Genomic DNA, 18,564 nt, shown 5'->3' with positions numbered 1-18,564 from the left:
CGAATGCTGATCGGTAGTTACTCCTCCTCGCTGGTGTTGATTTCGCTGTGCGTGGCCATCCTTGCCTCCTATACGGCCCTGGACCTTACCGGGCGCATCGCCACGGCCAAGGGGCGGGCGGTGTACCTGTGGATGGGTGGCGGGGCGTTCGCCATGGGCATCGGCATCTGGTCGATGCATTTCATCGGCATGCTGGCGTTCAGCCTGCCGATCGAGCTGGGCTATGACACCGCCCTGACGGCCTTGTCGCTGCTGATCGCGGTGGCCTCCTCGGGCTTTGCCCTGTGGCTGGTGAGCCAGCCGAAGCTGCCGTGGTTGCAGCTGGCGTTCGGCGCCTTGATCATGGGCACCGGCATCGCCTGCATGCACTACATGGGCATGGCCGCGCTGCGCATGCAGCCGGGTATCGACTACGACCCGACGCTGTTCGGCGCGTCGCTGGCCATCGCGGTGGGGGCGTCGGCGGCGGCGCTGTGGATTGCCTTCCGCCTGCGCCAGCACACGCCCTATGTGCGCCAGATCCGCGGCGTCGCGGCAGTGGTGATGGGCATCGCCATCGTCGGCATGCACTACACCGGCATGGCCGCGGCCAACTTCCCGGCGGGCAGCTTCTGTGGCGCGTTGGCCACGGGCCTGGCCGGCGACGGCCTGGACTACCTGGTATTGATCACCACCCTGGCGGTGCTGGCGGTGGCCCTGCTCACCTCGGTGCTGGACGCCCGCCTGGAAGCGCGCACGGCGGAGCTGGCACGCTCGCTGACCCTGGCCAACCAGGAGCTGACCCAACTGGCCCTGCACGACACCCTGACCGGGTTGCCCAACCGCACGCTGCTGGCCGACCGTATCGACCAGGCCATGGGCCGGGTGGCGGAGCAGGGCGGCTGCTTCGCCCTGATGTTCATCGACCTGGACGGTTTCAAACCGGTCAACGACGCCTTCGGCCACCATGTCGGCGACCTGCTGCTCAAGGCCGTGGCGGCGCGCCTGCGCGGCCATCTGCACAGCCAGGACACCCTGGCGCGGATCGGCGGCGACGAGTTCGTGCTGCTGGTGGAGCTGGAAGAGCCGGACGACGCCATGAACGTCGCAGTCAAGCAGGTCAACCTGATGGCCAGGCCGTTCCGCGTGGCCGAGCACGACCTGCAACTGTCGGCAAGCCTGGGCATCGTGTTGTACCCGGGCAACGGCCTGGACCAGCACGAGCTGCTGCGCAACGCCGACGCGGCCATGTACCACGCCAAGAGCGCCGGCAAGAACGGCTACAGCTTCTTCGACGCCTCGATGAACAGCAACGCGCGCCAGCAACTGCAATTGCTGCAGGATCTGCGCACGGCCCTGGAGCACCAGCAGTTCCGCCTGCACTACCAGCCCAAGTTCGACGCCGTGCAGCGCCAGCCCATCGGCGCCGAGGCCCTGCTGCGCTGGGAGCACCCGCTACATGGCCTGATGCTGCCGGACCGTTTCATCGGCCTGGCCGAGAAGACCGGGTTGATCATTCCGATCGGCGAGTGGGTACTGGGCGAAGCCTGTCGGCAGATGCGCCAGTGGCTGGATGAGGGCAACGACGACTGGCGTATCGCGGTCAACCTGTCGGCCATTCAGTTCTGCCATGCCGGACTGGTCGACAACGTGGCCCAGGCGTTGAGTGATAATGGCCTGCCGGCCAACCGCCTGACCCTGGAAATCACCGAAACCACCGCCATGCGCGATGCCGACGCCAGCCTGCATGTGCTGCAGCGCCTGTCGGACATGGGCGTGGATTTGTCCATCGACGATTTCGGCACCGGCTACTCCAGCCTGATGTACCTCAAGCGCCTGCCGGCCAACGAGCTGAAGATCGACCGCGGCTTCGTGCGTGACCTGGAGCAGGACAGCGACGATGCGGCGATCGTCTCGGCCATCGTCGCCCTGGGCCAGGCACTGGGCTTGCGGATTGTCGCCGAAGGCGTGGAGACCGACCGCCAACAGGACTTCCTGACCCGCCTGGGTTGCGACTCGCTGCAGGGCTACCTGCTTGGCCAGCCGGTGCCGCCCGAGCAGTTCATGAAGGGGTTGCAGGCGTTGAAAGCGCGTCAGGAACAGGCAATTTAGACAGCGCTGCGCATGGGGCCGGCCAGCAGGTCGAAGGTTTCCATCTCGGCCTCCACCGCCTCGATGATCCGCTCGACATCGGCGGCGGGCATGATGGTGGCGCAGGGAATGCCGGCGATCGCCAGAAGGGTTTCGCCAGTGGCTCGGTCGAACAGCCGGGCGACCATGCTGCGCGGGGCATCCATGCTGGCCTCGAAACCCAGCGGATGGAAATGCCAGCGCATCACCTGGCAGGCGTTGGGGAACGTCATCTTGTTCATGCCAGCCTCCTTGTTCGTATCCTGAACGCGGTGATTGCGTAGCGGTAATACTGTGGCCGTCCTGGCCGTCGGGACTCTAACCATAGCACCTGCCATGGCAGTGTTCGCCGGAAAATATGGCAGATGTACTAATGCATGACGGCGGTCACAGTCCTGTCACGATGAACGGTGGGTGCTCGTTGGCTGGGCAAACGTTTTCCCCGTGGGTGGACGGCTGGCAGCGAGGGTTGCTCTGCTATGTTTATCTGCAGCGCTTTTCGGACCAACGGTGCCGGCCGGCAGACAGGGAGACAGTCATGCGTTATTCCACGCTCACCCAACGTATTGCCGGCCATGCAGTCGCCGCCTGGGACATTCACTACCAGGCCCTGGAGCAGCGCCGACAGGGGCGCGAGATTATGCTGCTGTCGGTGGGCGACCCCGATTTCGACACTCCGGCCCCGGTGGTCGAGGCCGCCGTGGCCAGCCTGCGCCGCGGCGACACCCATTACAGCGATGTGCGCGGCAGCCTCGCCCTGCGTGAGGCGGTGGTGCGCCATAGCCAACTGCCCCTCGATCCGGTGCAGGTGGTGGTGACCGCAGGGGCACAGTGCGGTCTGTTTGCGACCTTCCAGTGCCTGTTCGAACCCGGCGACGAGGTGATCGTCGCCGAACCCATGTACGTGACCTATCATGGCGTGTTCGGTGCCTGCGGTGCACGGGCCGTGCAGGTCGCGGTGCGGCCGGAACAGGGGTTTCGCCTGGATCCTGCGGCGGTGGCCAGGGCGATCACCCCGCGCACCCGGGGCCTGCTGCTCAACAGTCCGCACAATCCGACGGGCGCGGTGATCGACCAGGCCGACCTGGAGCGCCTGGCGCAGTTATGCCGGGAGCATGATCTGTGGTTGGTCTGCGACGATGTCTACCAGTCATTGCTGTACGACGGTGAGGCGCCCAGTCCGTTGAGCCTCCCGGGCATGGCCGAGCGCTGCGTGTCGATCGGCAGCCTGTCCAAGTCCCATGCCATGAGTGGCTGGCGGGTCGGCTGGGTGATCGGGCCGCCGCTGTTCGCCAGGCACCTCGGTACCCTGGTCATGAGCATGCTGTTCGGCCTGCCGGAGTTCGTCATGCATGCTGCCTGCGTGGCCCTGGATCAGGCAGGGGATGACGTGCGGCGGATGCGCGAGATCTACCGGCAGCGGCGTGACCGGGTATGCGCGGTGCTGGAGGGCTGTCCTGGCATTCATGCCCATCGGCCGGCCGGTGGCATGTTCGTGATGCTCGATATCCGCGGCAGCGGGCTCGGCGCCCAGGCGTTCGCCCAGCGCCTGCTGGACGAGGAGGGCGTGGCGTTGCTGCCGGGGGATGGTTTCGGACCGAGTGCCGCGGGGCACCTGCGCCTGGGGCTGGTGCTGGAAGCCGATGTGCTGGAGCAGGTGTGCCGGCGTATCGCTGCCTGCGCGCTGCGGGTGCTAGCCGAGCAGTCCGGCGGCGATGTTGATGGTGAAGCCGAGGATCGCCGTGTTGAACACGAAACCTACCAGTGAGTGGGCCAGCACCACCCGGCGCATGGCCCGGCCGGCGACGCCGATGTCCGAGGTCTGCACGGCGACATTGATGGTGAACGAGAAGTAGTGGAAGTCCCAGTAGTCCGGGTTGCGCTCGCCGTCGGCAAAGCGCAGGGGCGGTTCATGGCGGTCGCCGGTGTAGAACAGCCGGGCGTAGTGCAGGCTGAAGATGCAGCCGATCAGCAGCCATGAGCCGGCCACGGTCAGCCCGGTGTACAGGTAGTGCAGGGCCAGGGCGCCGCCGTCCAGGCCGCGGCTGGACACCAGTTGCAGGGTGACGGCGGCCAGGCTGGCGATGGCCGAGACGCAGACGGTGATCAGCACCAGGCCGGCGTTTTCATCTTCGATACGGGCGACCTTGCGCACCCGCTCGGCATTGGCCCGCAGGCTCAGCCACAGGACCATGGCCAGGTACAACCAGACGCCGAGGTTCCAGCCGACGAGGATATGCTGCACGGTGTCGCCGGCGGGGATCAGCCAGCCGCCGAGCAGGCCGGCCAGGGTGGCGATACTGAGACGGGGGTGGGTGCGGGTGAGGTGGTGGAAGGCCATGCGGTCCCTTGGCGGATGGGCGTGGGTTGAACTGTAGACCAGATGCGCCCCTATCGCGGGGCAAGCCTGCGCGTTTTCAACCCAGGGCCTTTCAAGGTGTTCGACGTGAGAGTTGCAGCGCCTATGAGATCGAGCGCCGCGCGGGCGGCGCTCGGTCTCACCGCCGCTGCAAGGGTTGCGGCGGGCACCCTGGTGGCCCGAATGTCGTTCAGCCCGGCATGCCATCCACTCGCGCTCGCAGCAGGATCGGCAGGTAGTGCCAAAGGAACAGCAGCAGCGCGGCGCTGCCGAACAGCACCGACAACCCGAGCCCCAGCGGTGTGAACGGCACCACCACGACCCGGGCCAGCGCCGCCAGCTGGATCAGTGCGAACGCCCAACCGATGCTGCGCGGCACCGCCAGCGGCCGTCCGGTATGCCCCAGGCTGACCCGGGCCATCATCGCCACGATCAGTCCGGTCATGGCGCCGACCGTCAGGGCATGGGCGGCCAGGCTCGGATTGATCGACAACCCCGCATGCCACAGCGCCAGGCCCAGGCAAGCCGGGATCAGCCATGCGTAGGCCAGGTGCAGTGACCACAGCAGCGGCACCCGCCACAGGCCACGGTCATGCCACAGCGCCAGGCGCACGCCGTGCAGGGCTGCCAGGGCGGCGAACAGCGCGGCCATCAGTGGCTGCGGCGCATCGTTGAAGCCCAGTACGTAGGTGAGTGGCAGCGCCACGCTGCCCAGCAGGCAGGTACGGTCCAGCCAGGGGCGGGCCGGCGCCGGGCTCATGTTGCCCAGGCCGCGACGGGTGAAGAACGGGATCACCCGGCCGCCGATCACGCTCATCATCGCCGCCACCAGCCACAGCCCGGCCAGCACGCCGCGCCGTTGCCACACCTCGTTGCCCTGCAGCTCCCCGGCCAGGGTCAGCCACTGGCAGGCGGCGATCAGCAGCACCAGGACCACGATGGGGTAGTTGTTGCGCAGCCGTCGCTGGATGATCGGTCGTGCCAGGGCCAGCGCCACCAGGGGCAGGAAGGCGCCCTCGATCAGGACCAGCAGCCAGGCCGGCAAGGGCAGGAACCAACTGACCCGGCCCAGCAGCCAGAGCATGAACAGGCCCTGCAGCGGTCGGCCGCTCAGGCCCGGGATGCCGCTCCAGTTCTGTACGGCCGTGAGCAGGAAGCCGGCGACGATGGCCACCGCGAAGCCGAACAGCATCTCATGGCGGTGCCAGGCGAGCATGCCGCCCGCCGGGTTGAGTTCGAACGCGCCGGCCAGCACGCCGGCCCACAGCAGCAGGGCGAGCAGGGCGAACAGGCTGCCGCCGAGGAAGAACGGACGAAAACCCAGGGCCCAGAGGGCCCGGCGTGGGCGAGCGGTGATCGGCTGGACGAGCATGGCGAGGACCTTGGTTCGATCGGAGCGGTTGAATGGGGTACCATCACGAAGCATGCCAGCGTTCAAAGGCCTTGAATATCAAGGTGATGGCACTGCGCGAAGTCATTATGACTCTTTTTGTTTGTAGTCTTTTTGACCTTGATCAGGGTTGAAATGACTCGCTTTGCGCCGTCTTGCGCCCGCCGCGCATTCGGCTTTGCTACAGGATCCCCGCTGTGACCGATCTCCTGCGCAATCCGCTGCTGCAGTACCTTGCCCGCCTGGCCCCGTCCAGCCAGCTGACCATGCGCTACATCCTGCAGGATGCCGCCGACCGCCTGGGCTTCGCCGATGTCGATATCGCCGAGGTGCCCTGGCACCGACTCGAACCCGGCCATGTGATTGCCCTGGTCGCGGCGTTGCGCGCCGATGGCTATGCGCCCAATACCTCGTCGCTGTACGTCAATGCGGTGCGCGGGGTGATGAACGAGGCCTGGCGCCAGGGGCTGATCGACCATGAGCAGTTGCTGATGATCCGCGAGGTCAAGCCGGCCGGCGGCAGCCGCCTGCCGCCGGGGCGCAATCTGCGACGCAACCTGATCCGTGAGCTGATGGACGTGTGCGCCGCCGACCCGCGCCCCCAGGGCGTGCGCGACGCGGCGATCCTGGCGCTGCTCTACGGCACCGGCATGCGCAAGTCGGAATCGGTGGACGTCGACCTGGACCAGGTGGACTTCCAGGAGCGCAGCGTGCAGGTGCTGGCCAAGGGTAACCGCCAGCTGGTCAAGTACGCCCCGGCCTGGGCCTTCGACAAGCTGCAGGCCTGGCTCGACCTGCGCCGCCAGCACCTGCCCGCCGGCGAGCGCGACGACAGCTTCCTGTTCAACCGCATCCGCCGCGGCAGCCATATCACCCGTGCGCGCATCACCAAACACGCGATCTACTACATCGCCCGCCAGCGCGGAGCGCAGGTGGGGGCCAAGATCATGCCCCATGATTTTCGCCGGGCGTTCATCACCCGGGTGATCGAGGAGCACGACCTGTCGATCGCGCAGAAGCTCGCGCACCATGCCAACATCCAGACCACGGCGAGCTATGACCGGCGCGATGACAACGAGCGGCGGCGGGCGGTGGAGCGCTTCGACTACTGAGAGGGATCGAGGGCGTCAGGACACCTCGGCATAGCGCAACACCCGGCCACGCCCCTGTTGCTTGGCCGCATACAGCGCCCGGTCGCCCATCGACAGCAGCCGCGACAGCTCGCCTTGCGCGGCCGGCTGGCTGACGATGCCGATGCTCACGCCCAGCAGCCCCGGCTCCAGCAGCGCCAGCCCGGAAAACCCGGCGCAGATCCGCTGCGCCACCTGTTCGGCCTCGGCTTCGCTGGCGCCGCGCAGCAGGCAGGCGAACTCCTCACCACCGATGCGCGCAAACAGGTCGTCCCGGCGCAGGTGGCGGGCGGTTTCCCGGGCGAACGCCAGCAGTACCTCGTCCCCGACGGGGTGGCCGAAGCGGTCGTTGATCCGTTTGAAGTGGTCCAGGTCGCACAACAGCAACGCCACCGGTGCCTGGCCTGCCGCGCAGTCATGCAGCAACTGCGCGCCGCGCTCCATGAACGCCCGACGGTTGTCGATGCCGGTCAGCGGGTCGCTGTAGGCTGCGGCGCGGAGCAGGATCTCGGCGCGCTCGCGGACCATCGCCAGGGTCACATAAGAGATGCCGATGGCGAAAAGCATCGACTCGAACAGGATGAAGGCGAAGAAGCCCGGGCTGGCGCCGCCGCTGTTGATGGCGTGGTCGAGGGCGACACCGTCCTCGAGCAGCGTGCGCATCAGGTAGAGCGCTGCATGCAGGGTGGTCAGGATCAACGCCGGGGTATAGGACACCTGCAGGCGCACCCGTGGCCGCAGCAACTCGCCGATGCTCAGGCAGGTGTAACCCAGGGTCAGCAGCGAATACACTTTCACCCGCAGGCCGAGATCGCCGTAAAAACCCGGCCACAGGCTGAACAGCCCCCAGAACACGGCACCGGCCAGCAGCAGCGGCCAGTGCGGTTTGCGCCCGCCGAGCACGCGCATGGCCGTCCAGCCCAGGCCGGTGCCGACCAACAGGACGATGTTGCCCAGCACCAGGGCCAGGTAGTCCATGTCAATGCCACGCAGGGCATTCAGGCTGACCCCCAGGGCCGAGAGCAGCAGCATCGCGCCCAGGTAGCCCAGGCTCGGATCGCTGGCGCAACGCCGCCAGGCGTGCAGGGTCAGGATGCCCGTCAGGGCCAGGATGAAAACGGCGACCAGGGTCAGGGTCGGCAGGCTAAGCGGCACGATACAAGGGCTCAAAGGGCAAACCGGCGATGCTAAGCCATGCGCATGGCCATTTGCTACCTTGCTCAGTGAATGCTCGACGCCAGCTCGAAGATCGGCATGTACATGAGGATCACGATCAGCCCGATCAGCAGGCCGATGAAGGTCATCAGCAAGGGCTCGAACAGCTTGACGAACCATTCGACCCAGCGGCCGATTTCCTGGTCGTGGAAGTCCGCGCAGCGCTCGAGCATCTCGCCGAGGTTGCCCGACTGCTCGCCGGCGCGCAGCAGCCGTAGCGAAACCGGCGTGACCAGTTGCCCGGCCTGCAGCGCATCGGACAGCGGCAGGCCCTCGGCGACCCGCCGGCTGGCCTGCTCCAGGCCTTCGGCCGCGCTGCTGCCCAGCAGTCCCCGGGCCATGCCCAGGGCGGTGAGGATGGGAATGCCGCCTTGCAGGAGAATCCCCAGCGAGCGATAGAAACGCGCCAGTTCGTACATCACCAGGCGCTGGTGCAGGGCCGGCACCCGCCGCAGCAAGCGGCCGGCGCCACGGCGCAGCGCCGGATGGCGACGCAGGGCGACCAGCGCGCCGATGCCGATGAGCGTGCCCAGCCCCAGAGGCAGTTGCTGGGCATGCAGGAACAGGCCGATGCGCATCAGCACCCGCGACAGCCAGGGCAGCTCGGTGCCCATGCCCTCGAATACCAGGCTGAAGCGCGGCACCACATAGCCGAGCAGGAACAGCACCACGCCGCCGCCCACCAGCAACAGCAGCAGCGGGTAGACCGAGGCGCCGACCAGCTTCTGGCGCACCAGGTCCAGGCGCTGGCGATAACCGATATAGCGGTTCAGGGCGTCGCCCAGGGCGCCGGTGCGTTCACTGGACTGCACCAGGGCCACGTACAGGGCGGGGAACACCCGTGGCTGCAGGGCCAGGGCCTGGGACAGCGAGCGCCCCTCGTACAGCTGGCGCACCAGTTGCTCCAGGGTCTTGCGCATGGCGCCGCCCGGGGCTTTCTCGGCCAGGCTCTCGAGGGCGTCGATCAGCGGCAGGCCGGCGCCGAGCAGGGTGGCCAGTTCCTGGCTGAACAGCATCAGGTCGAACGCCGCCGGGCGCCGGCGCAGGGCCAGGCCCTGGCTGCGCACGCTGAGCACGCGCAGGCCCTGGTCCTCGGCCTGGCGCCGGGCCTGGTCGCTGTCCTCGGCTTCCACCTGCAATTGCACCACGCCCTGGCTGCCCAGGGCCTTGAGCTGATAGCGCATGGCCGGGCTCCTCACTGCCAACTGGTGATCTCGGCGTTTTCCCCGTCACCGCCGGGCTGGCCGTCCTTGCCCATCGACAGCAGGTCATACTCGCCGCCGTTCTCGCCGGGCTGCTTGTAGATGTAGGGGCGTCCCCAGGGGTCCTGGGGAACGGCTTTCTGCAGGTACGGCCCCGACCAGCGCGCCTCGCCGCCGGGTGCGACCACCAGGGCCTGCAGGCCCTGTTCGCTGCTGGGGTAGTGGCCGACTTCCAGGCGATAGAGGTCCAGGGCCTTGCCCAGGCCTTCGATCTGCGCTCGCGCCACCTTGGCCTCGGAGCGGCCCAGCTGGCTGAAATACTTGGGCGCGACGATGCCGGCCAGCAGGCCCAGCACCACCAGCACCACCAACAGTTCGAGCAGGGTGAAGCCGCGTTGGTTATGGATGTTGCGCTGCATGGTGAAACCCTCCAGTGCGTTTGCCCCTGCCATGCAACAGCCGTGCACGTCTGCGTCGGGCCCTTGCGCCGTGCGTGATGGCGGGCGGCACGGCGCTTGCGTCATAGCTGAAAAGCCCGGATCGACGGGGCATATCCCCCACATCGGGGGCCACTCTTGATCTTGTGCGACGGGAGGCGACCGACATGCGTGGACTGATCCTGGGACTGGCGGTGGGGCTGATGGCGTTTGGCGCCCAGGCCGACATCTACATCTCCAGCGATGGCAAAGGCGGCTTCGTGCTGTCCAACGTGCATCGGCCAGGACGGCACTATGAGCGGGTGATCCAGGAGAACGGGGTGGCTGGCGGGCCGGTCAACGCCCAGCTGGTCACCGGGAGGCCCTATGCCGACCTGGTGGCGGCCGCGGCCCTGGCCAACGGTGTGTCACCGGCGCTGCTGCATGCGCTGATCAAGGCCGAGTCCGGCTACAACCCCAAGGCCCGCTCGGCCAAGGGCGCGGCGGGGCTGATGCAGCTGATGCCGGACACGGCGAAGGAGATGGGCGTGGCGGATGTGCTGGACCCGGCTTCCAACGTGCAGGGTGGGGCGCGCTATCTCAAACGCATGCTCAAGCTGTTCGACAACGACATCACGTTGGCGGTGGCGGCCTACAATGCCGGGCCCGATGCCGTGCTCAGCCGGGGGCGGGTGGTGCCGCCGTTTGCCGAGACGCGGCGGTATGTGCCGGCGGTGTTGCGTGAGTATCGGTTGTTGCGGGGGTTGGCTGAGGATGCGCCGCTTTGATCGGGGTGGGGTTTCTAGGTGTTCGCCGAAAGTTTTGCAGCGCCTACAAGATCGAGCGCCGCCCGCGCGGCGCATCGCGACACAAGGCCGCTCCTACATCTGTTTCGGGCCAGTCAATCCTGTGCCATTACCTGATCCGCCTTGTTGGTACGACGCGGTTTCAGCGTGGGCATCACTGCCGCGCCACCTGTTTCAAGACATGCGCCAAGGCGGGCAACCATGACCTGACAGGTTCGGCACGTTGCAACAAATGTAGGAGCGGCCTTGCGTCGCGATGCGCCGCGCGGGCGGCGCTCGATCTCATAGGCGCTGCAAGGCATTCGGCGGACACCTGGCAGCCCCCACACGATCAATAGTCCCACCGACACCCATGCTTCCCCCAACTCTGGGCTATAACCTCTAGAGGTGCCCAGCCGCGGAGCCCGCCATGGACCTCGCCCCACGTCCCGACACGTTGCCGCCCGCCGACACCGGCCCGGCGCGCAAACCGTTCAACATGTTGCGCTGGTACGCCTGGGTGAGCCTGGCCATCATCCTCTCGGTGGGTGTCGGCCTGGGCCTGATCTCCAGCCGCTTCATCATCGACGAGAGCGTCGAGCGCGACGCCTTGCTCACCGCGCAGTTCATCACCTCCATCGCCGATGCCGAAGTGCGCCATGTGTCGATCCCCAACGTGCGGACCATGGGCGAGCTACTCGATCCGCGCACCGACCACGCCCTTTCGGACGTCGATCCCGAGGCCCGGCGCCGGGCCCGGGGCGAGTTCCTCGACCATATCGCCCACCTGCCGGACATGCTCCTGGCCAACATCTACGCCCCCGACCGCACGGTGATCTGGTCGAGCAACCCGGCGCTGATCGGCAAGCTGATCGAGTCGGACGACGACCTCGACCAGGCGTTCGAGTACAAGATGCGGGTGTCGGCCAGCTACCACGACTTCGAGCAGGCGCGCAGCGAGCAGAAGTTCGTCACCCCGCCCGAGCAGCTGTTCATCGAGAACTACATCCCCCTGTTCGATGCCGACGGCGAACATGTCACGGCCATGGTCGAGATCTACAAGGAGCCCCACGACCTGATCGTGCGCATCGAGCACGGCCTGCTGCTGATCTGGCTGGCCATTGCCGTGGGCGTCGGCCTCGTCTATGTCGGCCTGTACGGCATCATGCGCCGCGCCGCCCGGTTGATGGCGGTGCAGCAGAAGCGGCTGATCGGCAACGAAACCTTCGTCGCCCTGGGCGAAGTGTCGTCGGCTGTGGCGCACAGCCTGCGCAACCCGCTGGCGAGCATCCGCTCCAGCGCCGAACTGGCCCAGGCGTTCGACGAAGGCCCGGCGCAGAAGAACATCAGCGACATCATCAACCAGGTCGATCGCATGTCGCAGTGGGTGCGCGAGCTGCTGCAGTCGCTGCGCCCGCTCGGCGACGAGGCTGTGCCGGTGGATGTGGCCCAGGCCCTGCGCGACAGCCTCCAGGCCCATGGCCAGGCGCTGCAACAGGGTGGTGTACGGTTGGTCCTGGCCGACCTGCCGACGGTCCGGGTGCTGGGCCAGCCGGCCTTGCTCGGGCAGATCTTCAACAGCCTGATCGCCAACGCCCTGGAATCGATGGAGGCGGGCGGAGAGTTGCGCGTGGAGGTGGTGCGCCACGACCGACGCACCCTCAGCCTGCGTCTATCGGATACCGGCAAGGGCATGAGCGAGCAGCAGCAGCGCATGGCCTTCCGGCCATTCTTCACCACCAAGCAGGGTGGCGTGGGGGTAGGGCTGATGCTGGTCAAGCGGATCATGGAGTGCTTTGGTGGTTCGGTGCGGTTGAGCAGTCGCGAGGGGATGGGGACACGGGTGCTGTTGAATTTTCGCGTCGCAGCAGTGTGATGTGTAACGGTAGAAATGTCTCTTAATGGATTGTTTTATAAGGAATTTATTGGATGTGGGTAGCAATTCCCCAAAGGTGGGGGTTTTTTCAACATTTAGCATTAACAAATTTATTTAAGCCTATGATTTATAATAAAAAATAGAATATTGAATGTACTGGCTGAGTTTTTGCTAGACCTGATACAGGCCTGAGGCGGCATCGTCTGTCCGGGCTCAATGGAGTCACTTTGCTACCACCGGTAGCAAGGGCATGCCGATAGCCCTCATCGGCCCCAGGCGGGAGCGACGCGATGCAGACGCTCGAAAACGAAGCCCCAGACAAGCCCGGCGCCTCTGCCAGCGGGTTGGCCGCGCCGCTGCGCGAGTTCAACCTGCTGCGCTGGTTCTCGCTGGTCAGCCTGCTGATCATCGCCTCGGTCGCCGGCGGGCTGGGGTACGTCTCGACGCGTTTCGTGGTACGCGACAGCGTCGAGCGCGACGCCATGCTCACCGCCCAGTTCATCCAGGCCATGGCCCAGGCCGAGGTGCGTCACTCGCAACTGCCGCCGGGCATCACCATGGGCGAGTTGCTTGACCCGCGCCTGGACCAGCAACACCTGCAGTTCACCCCGCAGTTGGCGGAGTCGACCCGGGTCGAGTTTCTCGACCACGTCGAACACCTGCCCGACACCCTGCTGGCCAATGTCTACGCCCGCGACCGCCTGGTGGTCTGGTCGACCAACCCCAACCTGATCGGCAAGCGCATCGACGAGGACGACGACCTGGAGCATGCCTTCCACTCGCGCAAGGCGGTATCGGCCAGCTACCACAAGGCCGACGAGGACCGCGAGGAACAGAAGTTCCAGCGCGAGCCCCGGCACCTGTTCATCGAGAACTACATCCCGCTGTTCGACAGCCAGGGTGAACAGGTGCTGGCCATGGTCGAGATCTACAAGGAACCCCAGGACCTGGTGCGACGTATCCAGCGCGGCTATGTGCTGATCTGGGCCTCGACCCTGGTCGGCGGGGCGCTGATCTACTTCGGCCTGTTCTGGATCGTGCGCCGCGCCGCCAGCCTGCTGCACCACCAGCAGGACCGCCTGGTGGCCAGCGAGACCTACGTGGCCCTGGGCGAGATGTCCTCGGCGGTGGCCCACAGCCTGCGCAACCCGTTGGCCAACATCCGCTCCAGCGCCGAACTTGCGCAGGACATCGCCAGTCCGGCGGCGCAGAAGAACATTGGCGACATCATCACCCAGGTCGACCGTATGTCGCGCTGGGTCCGCGACCTGCTGGTGTCGCTGCGCCCGACCAGCGACGAAGCCGAGTCGGTGGACCTGGTGGCGGCCATCGAGGATGCGCGCCAGGCCTTCGCCCCGCAGATCGAGCGCAACGGCGTACGTTTCGCCTTCGACGGGCCGCCGGCGCAATGGGTGGCCAGCCAGCCGCTGCAACTGACGCAGATCCTCAACAGCCTGTTCGCCAACGCCCTGGAGGCCATGCCCCAGGGTGGCGAGCTGCGCGCCGAGGTGCGCCAGCTGGAGGGCCAGCAGGCCCAGCTGCAGCTCAGCGACACCGGCAAGGGCATGAGCGAGCAGCAGCGGCGCATGGTGTTCAAGCCGTTCTTCACCACCAAGCAGGGCGGGCTGGGTGTCGGCCTGGCCCTGGTCAAACGGATCATGGAACGCTTTGGCGGCGCGGTCGAACTGACCAGCCGCGAAGAGGAAGGAACCCGCGTCAGCCTGACTTTCAACATTGCAGCGGGAGGGGACCATGGAGCACAGCATCCTGGTGGTAGAGGATGATGAAATCCTTGCAGATAACATTCGCACCTACCTGGGCCTGAAAGGCTTCGAGGTCACGGTGTGCCACAGTGCGGAACTGGCGCTGGAGCAGATCAAGCGCGCCCAGCCGGACGCCGTGCTGACCGACAACTCGCTGCCCGGCATGAGCGGCCACGACCTGCTGCGCACGCTGGTGGCACAGGCGCCGGAGCTCAAGGTGATCATGATGACCGGCTACGGCAACGTCGAGGACGCCGTGCTGGCGATGAAGGAGGGGGCGTTCCACTACCTGACCAAGCCGGTGGTGCTGGCCGAGCTCAAGCTGATGCTGGACAAGGCCCTGGCCGCCGAACGCATGGAGCGCACGCTGTCGTTCTACCAGGAGCGCGAGGCGCAGAAGTCCGGGTTGCAGGCGCTGATCGGCGAGTCGCCGGCCATGCTCGAGCTCAAGCACACCCTGCGCCAGCTGCTCGACGCCGAGCAGCGCATGGCCAGCGGCGACCTGCCGCCAGTACTGGTGGAGGGTGAGACCGGCACTGGCAAGGAGCTGGTGGCCCGCGCCCTGCATTTCGACGGCAGCCGGGCCAAGGGTCCGTTCATCGAGTTCAACTGCGCCTCGATTCCCGCCAACCTGCTGGAGGCCGAGCTGTTCGGCCATGAAAAGGGCGCCTTCACCGATGCCAAGGAACGTCGCGTGGGCCTGGTCGAGGCGGCCGATGGCGGCACTTTGTTCCTCGACGAGATTGGCGAGATGGACCTGGTGCTGCAGGCCAAGCTGCTCAAGCTGCTGGAGGACCGCACCATCCGCCGCATCGGCGCGGTCAAGGAGCGCAAGGTCGACCTGCGGGTAATCAGCGCCACCAACTGCAACCTCGAGCAGATGGTCCAGCAGGGCAAGTTCCGCCGCGACCTGTTCTTCCGCCTGCGCATCATCGCGCTCAAGGTACCGCGCCTGTACGCGCGCGGGCAGGATATCCTGCGCCTGGCCCGGCATTTCCTGGCTCATCACGGGCGGCGCTACGGCAAGCCCAACCTGCGTTTCTCGGCCGAGGCCGAGGCGCTGATGCTGGGCTACGGTTGGCCGGGCAATGTACGCGAACTGCGCAACATGCTCGAGCAGACGGTGCTGCTGGCCCCCAGCGAGGTGATTGGCGCCCATCAGCTGAACCTGTGCCTGACCCTGGTCGACGAGCCGCCGGCGCAACCCGCGCAGGTGCTAGCGTTCGAAGCACCGCGCCACGAACCACAGGGCACCGCAAGCCTGCCGGACATGGAGCGCGACATGGTCTGCCGCACGCTTGATCGCACCGACTGGAACGTCACCAAGTCGGCACGGCTGCTGGGGCTGTCGCGGGACATGCTGCGCTACAAGATCGAAAAACTCGGCCTGACCCGTCCAGACAAGCGCCAGTGGTGACCAGCCCAGCGCAATCCCTGTAGGAGCGGCCTTGTGCCGCGAAAGGGGTGCGAAGCGCCCCCCGGATTCGTGCATCAAGCCGATATCGCCGGGGCTGCCTTGCAGCCCTTTCGCGGCACAAGGCCGCTCCTACAGGGACCGAGTAGCGTTGTGAGCTCAAGGTTTCCCGCCAGTCCCTGACCCACCACCGTCACGCCCCATCCCCTCCGATCCACTACCTCCCATCCCCGGCAGATCACGATCATCGTTCTGCTCGGCCGGCGGACTTTCCGGGTCATTGCCCTTGATCCGCGGATCGGTATCCCGTGGCATGGGCTTCTCGATCGGGTTGAGGGTGCTGTCGACCCCCGGCTGTGGCGCCGGATTGTGCGGGTCGTCTGGGTAGGTGGCGCCGGTACCGGCGGCGAAGGCCAGGGGCGAGGCGAGCAGGGCGGCCAGGAGGAAGGCGTGTTTCATGGGGCAGGCTCCTTTGCGACGGAGAAAGCGGCCCTGCCAGCGCAGGACCTCTGTCTCACTTGGGCCTGTGGCCCGTCAGCAAGGTGCCATGACGGCGACCAACGGTCACACCACCAGCGACAGCAGCATGATGAAGATGATGCCGACCACCGAGAGGATGGTCTCCATCATGCTCCAGGTCTTGAAGGTCTCGGCCACGGTCATGTTGAAGTACTGCTTGACCAGCCAGAACCCGGCGTCGTTGACGTGGGACAGGATCAACGAACCGGCGCCAGTGGCCAGCACCAGCAACTCCCGGTTGACCCCCGGCACCAGGTCGATCACCGGGGCGACGATGCCGGCGCCGGTGATGGTGGCCACGGTGGCGGAGCCGGTGGCGATGCGGATCACCGCCGCCACCAGCCAGGCCAGCAGGATCGGCGAGATCTCGGCCTGTACCGCCATCTGCCCGATCACGTTGCCGACGCCGGTGTCCACCAGCATCTGCTTGAAGCCGCCGCCGGCGCCGACGATCAGCACGATGGCGGCGGTGGGCGCCAGGCTCTGGTCGAGCATCTTCATGATCTGCTGGCGGTTGAAGCCGCGGGCCGAGCCGAAGGTGTAGAAGGCCAGCAGCAGGGCGGCGAGCAGGGCGGTGATCGGATGGCCGATCAGGTCCATCCACTGGCGCACGATGTGCTCGGCCGGCAGTACCACGTCGGCGAAGGTTTTCAGCAGCATCAGCACCACCGGCAGCAGCACGGTGATCAGGGTCACGCTGAAGCTCGGCAGGTTCTGCTGGTTCGACTCGCGGGCGATCTGGTCCATCAGTTCCTGGGACGGGTTGCCCGGGATGTAGCGCGAGATGAAGTTGCCGAACAGCGGGCCGGCGATCACTGCGGTCGGCAGGGCCACCAGCAGGCCGTAGAAGATGGTCTTGCCGATGTCGGCGTGGAAGATGCCGATCGCCAGCAGCGGCCCCGGGTGCGGCGGCACCAGGCCGTGCACCACCGAAAGGCCCGCCAGCAGCGGGATGCCGATCTTCACCAGCGACACGCCGGAGCGGCGGGCGACGATGAACACCAGCGGGATCAGCAGCACGAAGCCGATCTCGAAGAACAGCGGGATGCCCACCAGGAAGGCGGCGAACATCATCGCCCAGTGCACCTTCTGCTTGCCGAAGGCGCGGATCAGGGTCTGGGCGATCTGGTCGGCGCCGCCGGAGTCGGCCATCAGCTTGCCGAGCATGGTGCCCAGCGCCAGGACGATGCCGACGAAGCCGAGCACCCCGCCGAAGCCGTCCTGGAACGACTTCATCACCTTGGCCACCGGCATGCCGGAGGTCAGGCCGAGAAAGCCCGCGGCCAGGGTGAGGGCGACGAAGGGATGGACTTTGAAATGGGTGATCAGCAGGATGAGCCCGACGATGGTGACCAGTGCGTCGAGCAACAGGAAGGTATCGGTAGCCAGTCCGAACATGGTTCGTGAACCTCGGTCTTTTCGTTGTTGTTTTGGTGTCGCGTGTCTTGCGTCATTGCGTCTTGAGAAGCATGGAGACAGCGCTGTCTTTGGTGAGCCGGAAAAACCGCCGGATCAGGCAGTCCGCGCCAGCGCCTGCTCACCGCAAGGCTTTAGCCATTGGTGCACGTCCTCGGCCAGGGTAATCAGCGGGCGGGTGGCATCCAGGGCCAGGGTCAGGGGCTCGGCGTGCGGCGGTTCCAGCGCGGCGAACTGGCTGTCGATCAGGCTGGCCGGCATGAAGTGGCCGGGGCGGGCCAGCACGCGCTTTTCCGCTTCCTGCGGGGTCAGTTCGAGGAACACGAAGCACAGTTCGGGCACGGCCTGGCGCAGGGTGTCGCGGTAGCGGCGCTTGAGGGCCGAGCAGGTCAGGATTGGGCGTTCGCCGGCGGCCAGGGTGTCTTGCAGCTCCTGGCCCAGACGCACCAGCCAGCCGGCGCGGTCGTCGTCGTCCAGGGGAATACCGGCACTCATCTTGGCGATGTTCGCGGCGGGGTGGAAGGCATCGCCTTCGATCAGGCGGCCGCCGCTGCGGGTGGCGATGGCGGCGCCGACGCTGCTTTTACCACAGCCGGCTACGCCCATGACCACGATCGCGGACAGGGTAGGGTTCATCTGTACCTCCTGCTGGGTGAGATAGCGCTGTCTTGGCCGGGACGAGCCGAAGGTCATGCGCCACCCTCCCGGGTGTTATTGATCTTGTCTTTGGCAGTATGGACGCTGAACGCATGCCTGCCAGGCTCTGTCCGAAATGTCTCTGCACTCGCCCATACTGCGTTGAAACGGGGCTCGGAATGCTCATGTACTCCAGTACACTGCGCTTGCTCCCCCCGTTTCGCCTTGTCTGGCCTTCGCGCAGACACATTTCGTACAGACCCTACCAAGATTGCATTGCCTGCATTCAGAGACAGCGCTACCTTAGTGACCGTTCCCCATTCCTGCAAGCGGT

16 protein-coding genes are annotated in these 18,564 nt (G+C 66.4%); 7 read left to right on the top strand and 9 right to left on the bottom strand.

Annotated elements, in window-relative coordinates:
- The first annotated feature begins 3 nt into the window (after positions 1-3).
- Complete coding sequence (locus tag NMG10_RS06540) at positions 4-2,091, top strand: bifunctional diguanylate cyclase/phosphodiesterase (protein WP_254464018.1); 2,088 nt, start codon at positions 4-6, stop codon at positions 2,089-2,091.
- Here NMG10_RS06540 and NMG10_RS06535 read toward each other — a convergent pair.
- The gene (locus NMG10_RS06535; RefSeq protein WP_186714368.1) at positions 2,088-2,351 is read right to left on the bottom strand and encodes a DUF1652 domain-containing protein; all 264 of its coding nucleotides are present in this window, start codon (positions 2,349-2,351) and stop codon (positions 2,088-2,090) included. The two genes, NMG10_RS06540 and NMG10_RS06535, sit on opposite strands and share 4 nt — an antisense overlap.
- 296 nt (positions 2,352-2,647) lie before the next feature.
- On the opposite strand from NMG10_RS06535, the gene NMG10_RS06530 reads away from it, so the two are divergent.
- Positions 2,648-3,877, top strand: a complete 1,230-nt coding sequence (locus NMG10_RS06530; RefSeq protein ID WP_254464017.1) for a pyridoxal phosphate-dependent aminotransferase — start codon at positions 2,648-2,650, stop codon at positions 3,875-3,877.
- Here the strand turns inward: NMG10_RS06530 and NMG10_RS06525 are convergent.
- A complete protein-coding gene (locus NMG10_RS06525) occupies positions 3,803-4,450 on the bottom strand; it encodes a DUF1345 domain-containing protein (protein ID WP_254464016.1) in 648 nt (215 codons plus the stop codon). The genes NMG10_RS06530 and NMG10_RS06525 overlap by 75 nt on opposite strands.
- Positions 4,451-4,658: 208 nt before the next feature.
- The gene (locus NMG10_RS06520) at positions 4,659-5,840 is read right to left on the bottom strand and encodes an NnrS family protein (RefSeq protein WP_254464015.1); all 1,182 of its coding nucleotides are present in this window, start codon (positions 5,838-5,840) and stop codon (positions 4,659-4,661) included.
- Between the two features lie 215 nt (positions 5,841-6,055).
- Here NMG10_RS06520 and NMG10_RS06515 point away from each other — a divergent pair, with 215 nt between their 5' ends.
- Positions 6,056-6,970 (top strand): tyrosine recombinase XerC, encoded by a 915-nt coding sequence (locus NMG10_RS06515; RefSeq protein WP_203646763.1) that lies wholly within the window; start codon positions 6,056-6,058, stop codon positions 6,968-6,970.
- 15 nt (positions 6,971-6,985) lie between these two features.
- Here NMG10_RS06515 and NMG10_RS06510 read toward each other — a convergent pair whose 3' ends face one another.
- From NMG10_RS06510 to gspG, 3 genes are all read right to left on the bottom strand, one after another.
- Complete coding sequence (locus NMG10_RS06510) at positions 6,986-8,143, bottom strand: diguanylate cyclase (RefSeq protein WP_254464014.1); 1,158 nt, start codon at positions 8,141-8,143, stop codon at positions 6,986-6,988.
- A 65-nt stretch (positions 8,144-8,208) separates the two neighbouring features.
- Entirely contained in the window at positions 8,209-9,387 is a 1,179-nt protein-coding gene (locus NMG10_RS06505) for a type II secretion system F family protein (protein WP_254464013.1), read from the bottom strand.
- Between the two features lie 11 nt (positions 9,388-9,398).
- Positions 9,399-9,824, bottom strand: a complete 426-nt coding sequence (gspG, locus tag NMG10_RS06500; protein WP_203646760.1) for a type II secretion system major pseudopilin GspG — start codon at positions 9,822-9,824, stop codon at positions 9,399-9,401.
- A gap of 185 nt (positions 9,825-10,009) precedes the next feature.
- Between gspG and NMG10_RS06495 the strand changes: the two genes are divergently transcribed.
- The 4 genes from NMG10_RS06495 (at position 10,010) to NMG10_RS06480 (ending at position 15,662) form a co-directional block, all read left to right on the top strand.
- Positions 10,010-10,609 (top strand): lytic transglycosylase domain-containing protein, encoded by a 600-nt coding sequence (locus NMG10_RS06495; protein WP_203646759.1) that lies wholly within the window; start codon positions 10,010-10,012, stop codon positions 10,607-10,609.
- Between the two features lie 427 nt (positions 10,610-11,036).
- Positions 11,037-12,482 (top strand): ATP-binding protein, encoded by a 1,446-nt coding sequence (locus tag NMG10_RS06490; RefSeq protein WP_254464012.1) that lies wholly within the window; start codon positions 11,037-11,039, stop codon positions 12,480-12,482.
- Between the two features lie 290 nt (positions 12,483-12,772).
- Positions 12,773-14,266 carry a sensor histidine kinase gene (locus tag NMG10_RS06485; protein ID WP_203646756.1) on the top strand — a complete coding sequence of 498 codons (1,494 nt, stop codon included), beginning with the start codon at positions 12,773-12,775 and terminating at the stop codon, positions 14,264-14,266.
- Positions 14,235-15,662 (top strand): sigma-54 dependent transcriptional regulator, encoded by a 1,428-nt coding sequence (locus NMG10_RS06480; RefSeq protein WP_254464011.1) that lies wholly within the window; start codon positions 14,235-14,237, stop codon positions 15,660-15,662. Before NMG10_RS06485 ends, NMG10_RS06480 begins: the two co-directional genes overlap by 32 nt.
- 156 nt (positions 15,663-15,818) lie before the next feature.
- On the opposite strand, the gene NMG10_RS06475 is transcribed toward NMG10_RS06480, so the two are convergent.
- From NMG10_RS06475 to NMG10_RS06465, 3 genes are all read right to left on the bottom strand, one after another.
- A complete protein-coding gene (locus tag NMG10_RS06475) occupies positions 15,819-16,118 on the bottom strand; it encodes a hypothetical protein (RefSeq protein ID WP_203646754.1) in 300 nt (99 codons plus the stop codon).
- Positions 16,119-16,223: 105 nt separating this feature from the next.
- A complete protein-coding gene (locus NMG10_RS06470; protein WP_203646753.1) occupies positions 16,224-17,576 on the bottom strand; it encodes a GntP family permease in 1,353 nt (450 codons plus the stop codon).
- A 114-nt stretch (positions 17,577-17,690) separates the two neighbouring features.
- Positions 17,691-18,230: a gluconokinase gene (locus NMG10_RS06465; RefSeq protein WP_232855150.1), complete on the bottom strand. Its 540-nt coding sequence runs from the start codon at positions 18,228-18,230 to the stop codon at positions 17,691-17,693.
- Positions 18,231-18,564 lie beyond the last annotated feature (334 nt).

This window comes from Pseudomonas sp. DVZ6 (genome assembly GCF_024259445.1).
GTDB classification, from domain to species: Bacteria; Pseudomonadota; Gammaproteobacteria; order Pseudomonadales; family Pseudomonadaceae; genus Aquipseudomonas; species Aquipseudomonas peradeniyensis.
The sequence above is the reverse complement of the archived record's forward strand: the minus strand, read 5'-3'. Positions and strand labels throughout refer to the sequence as shown.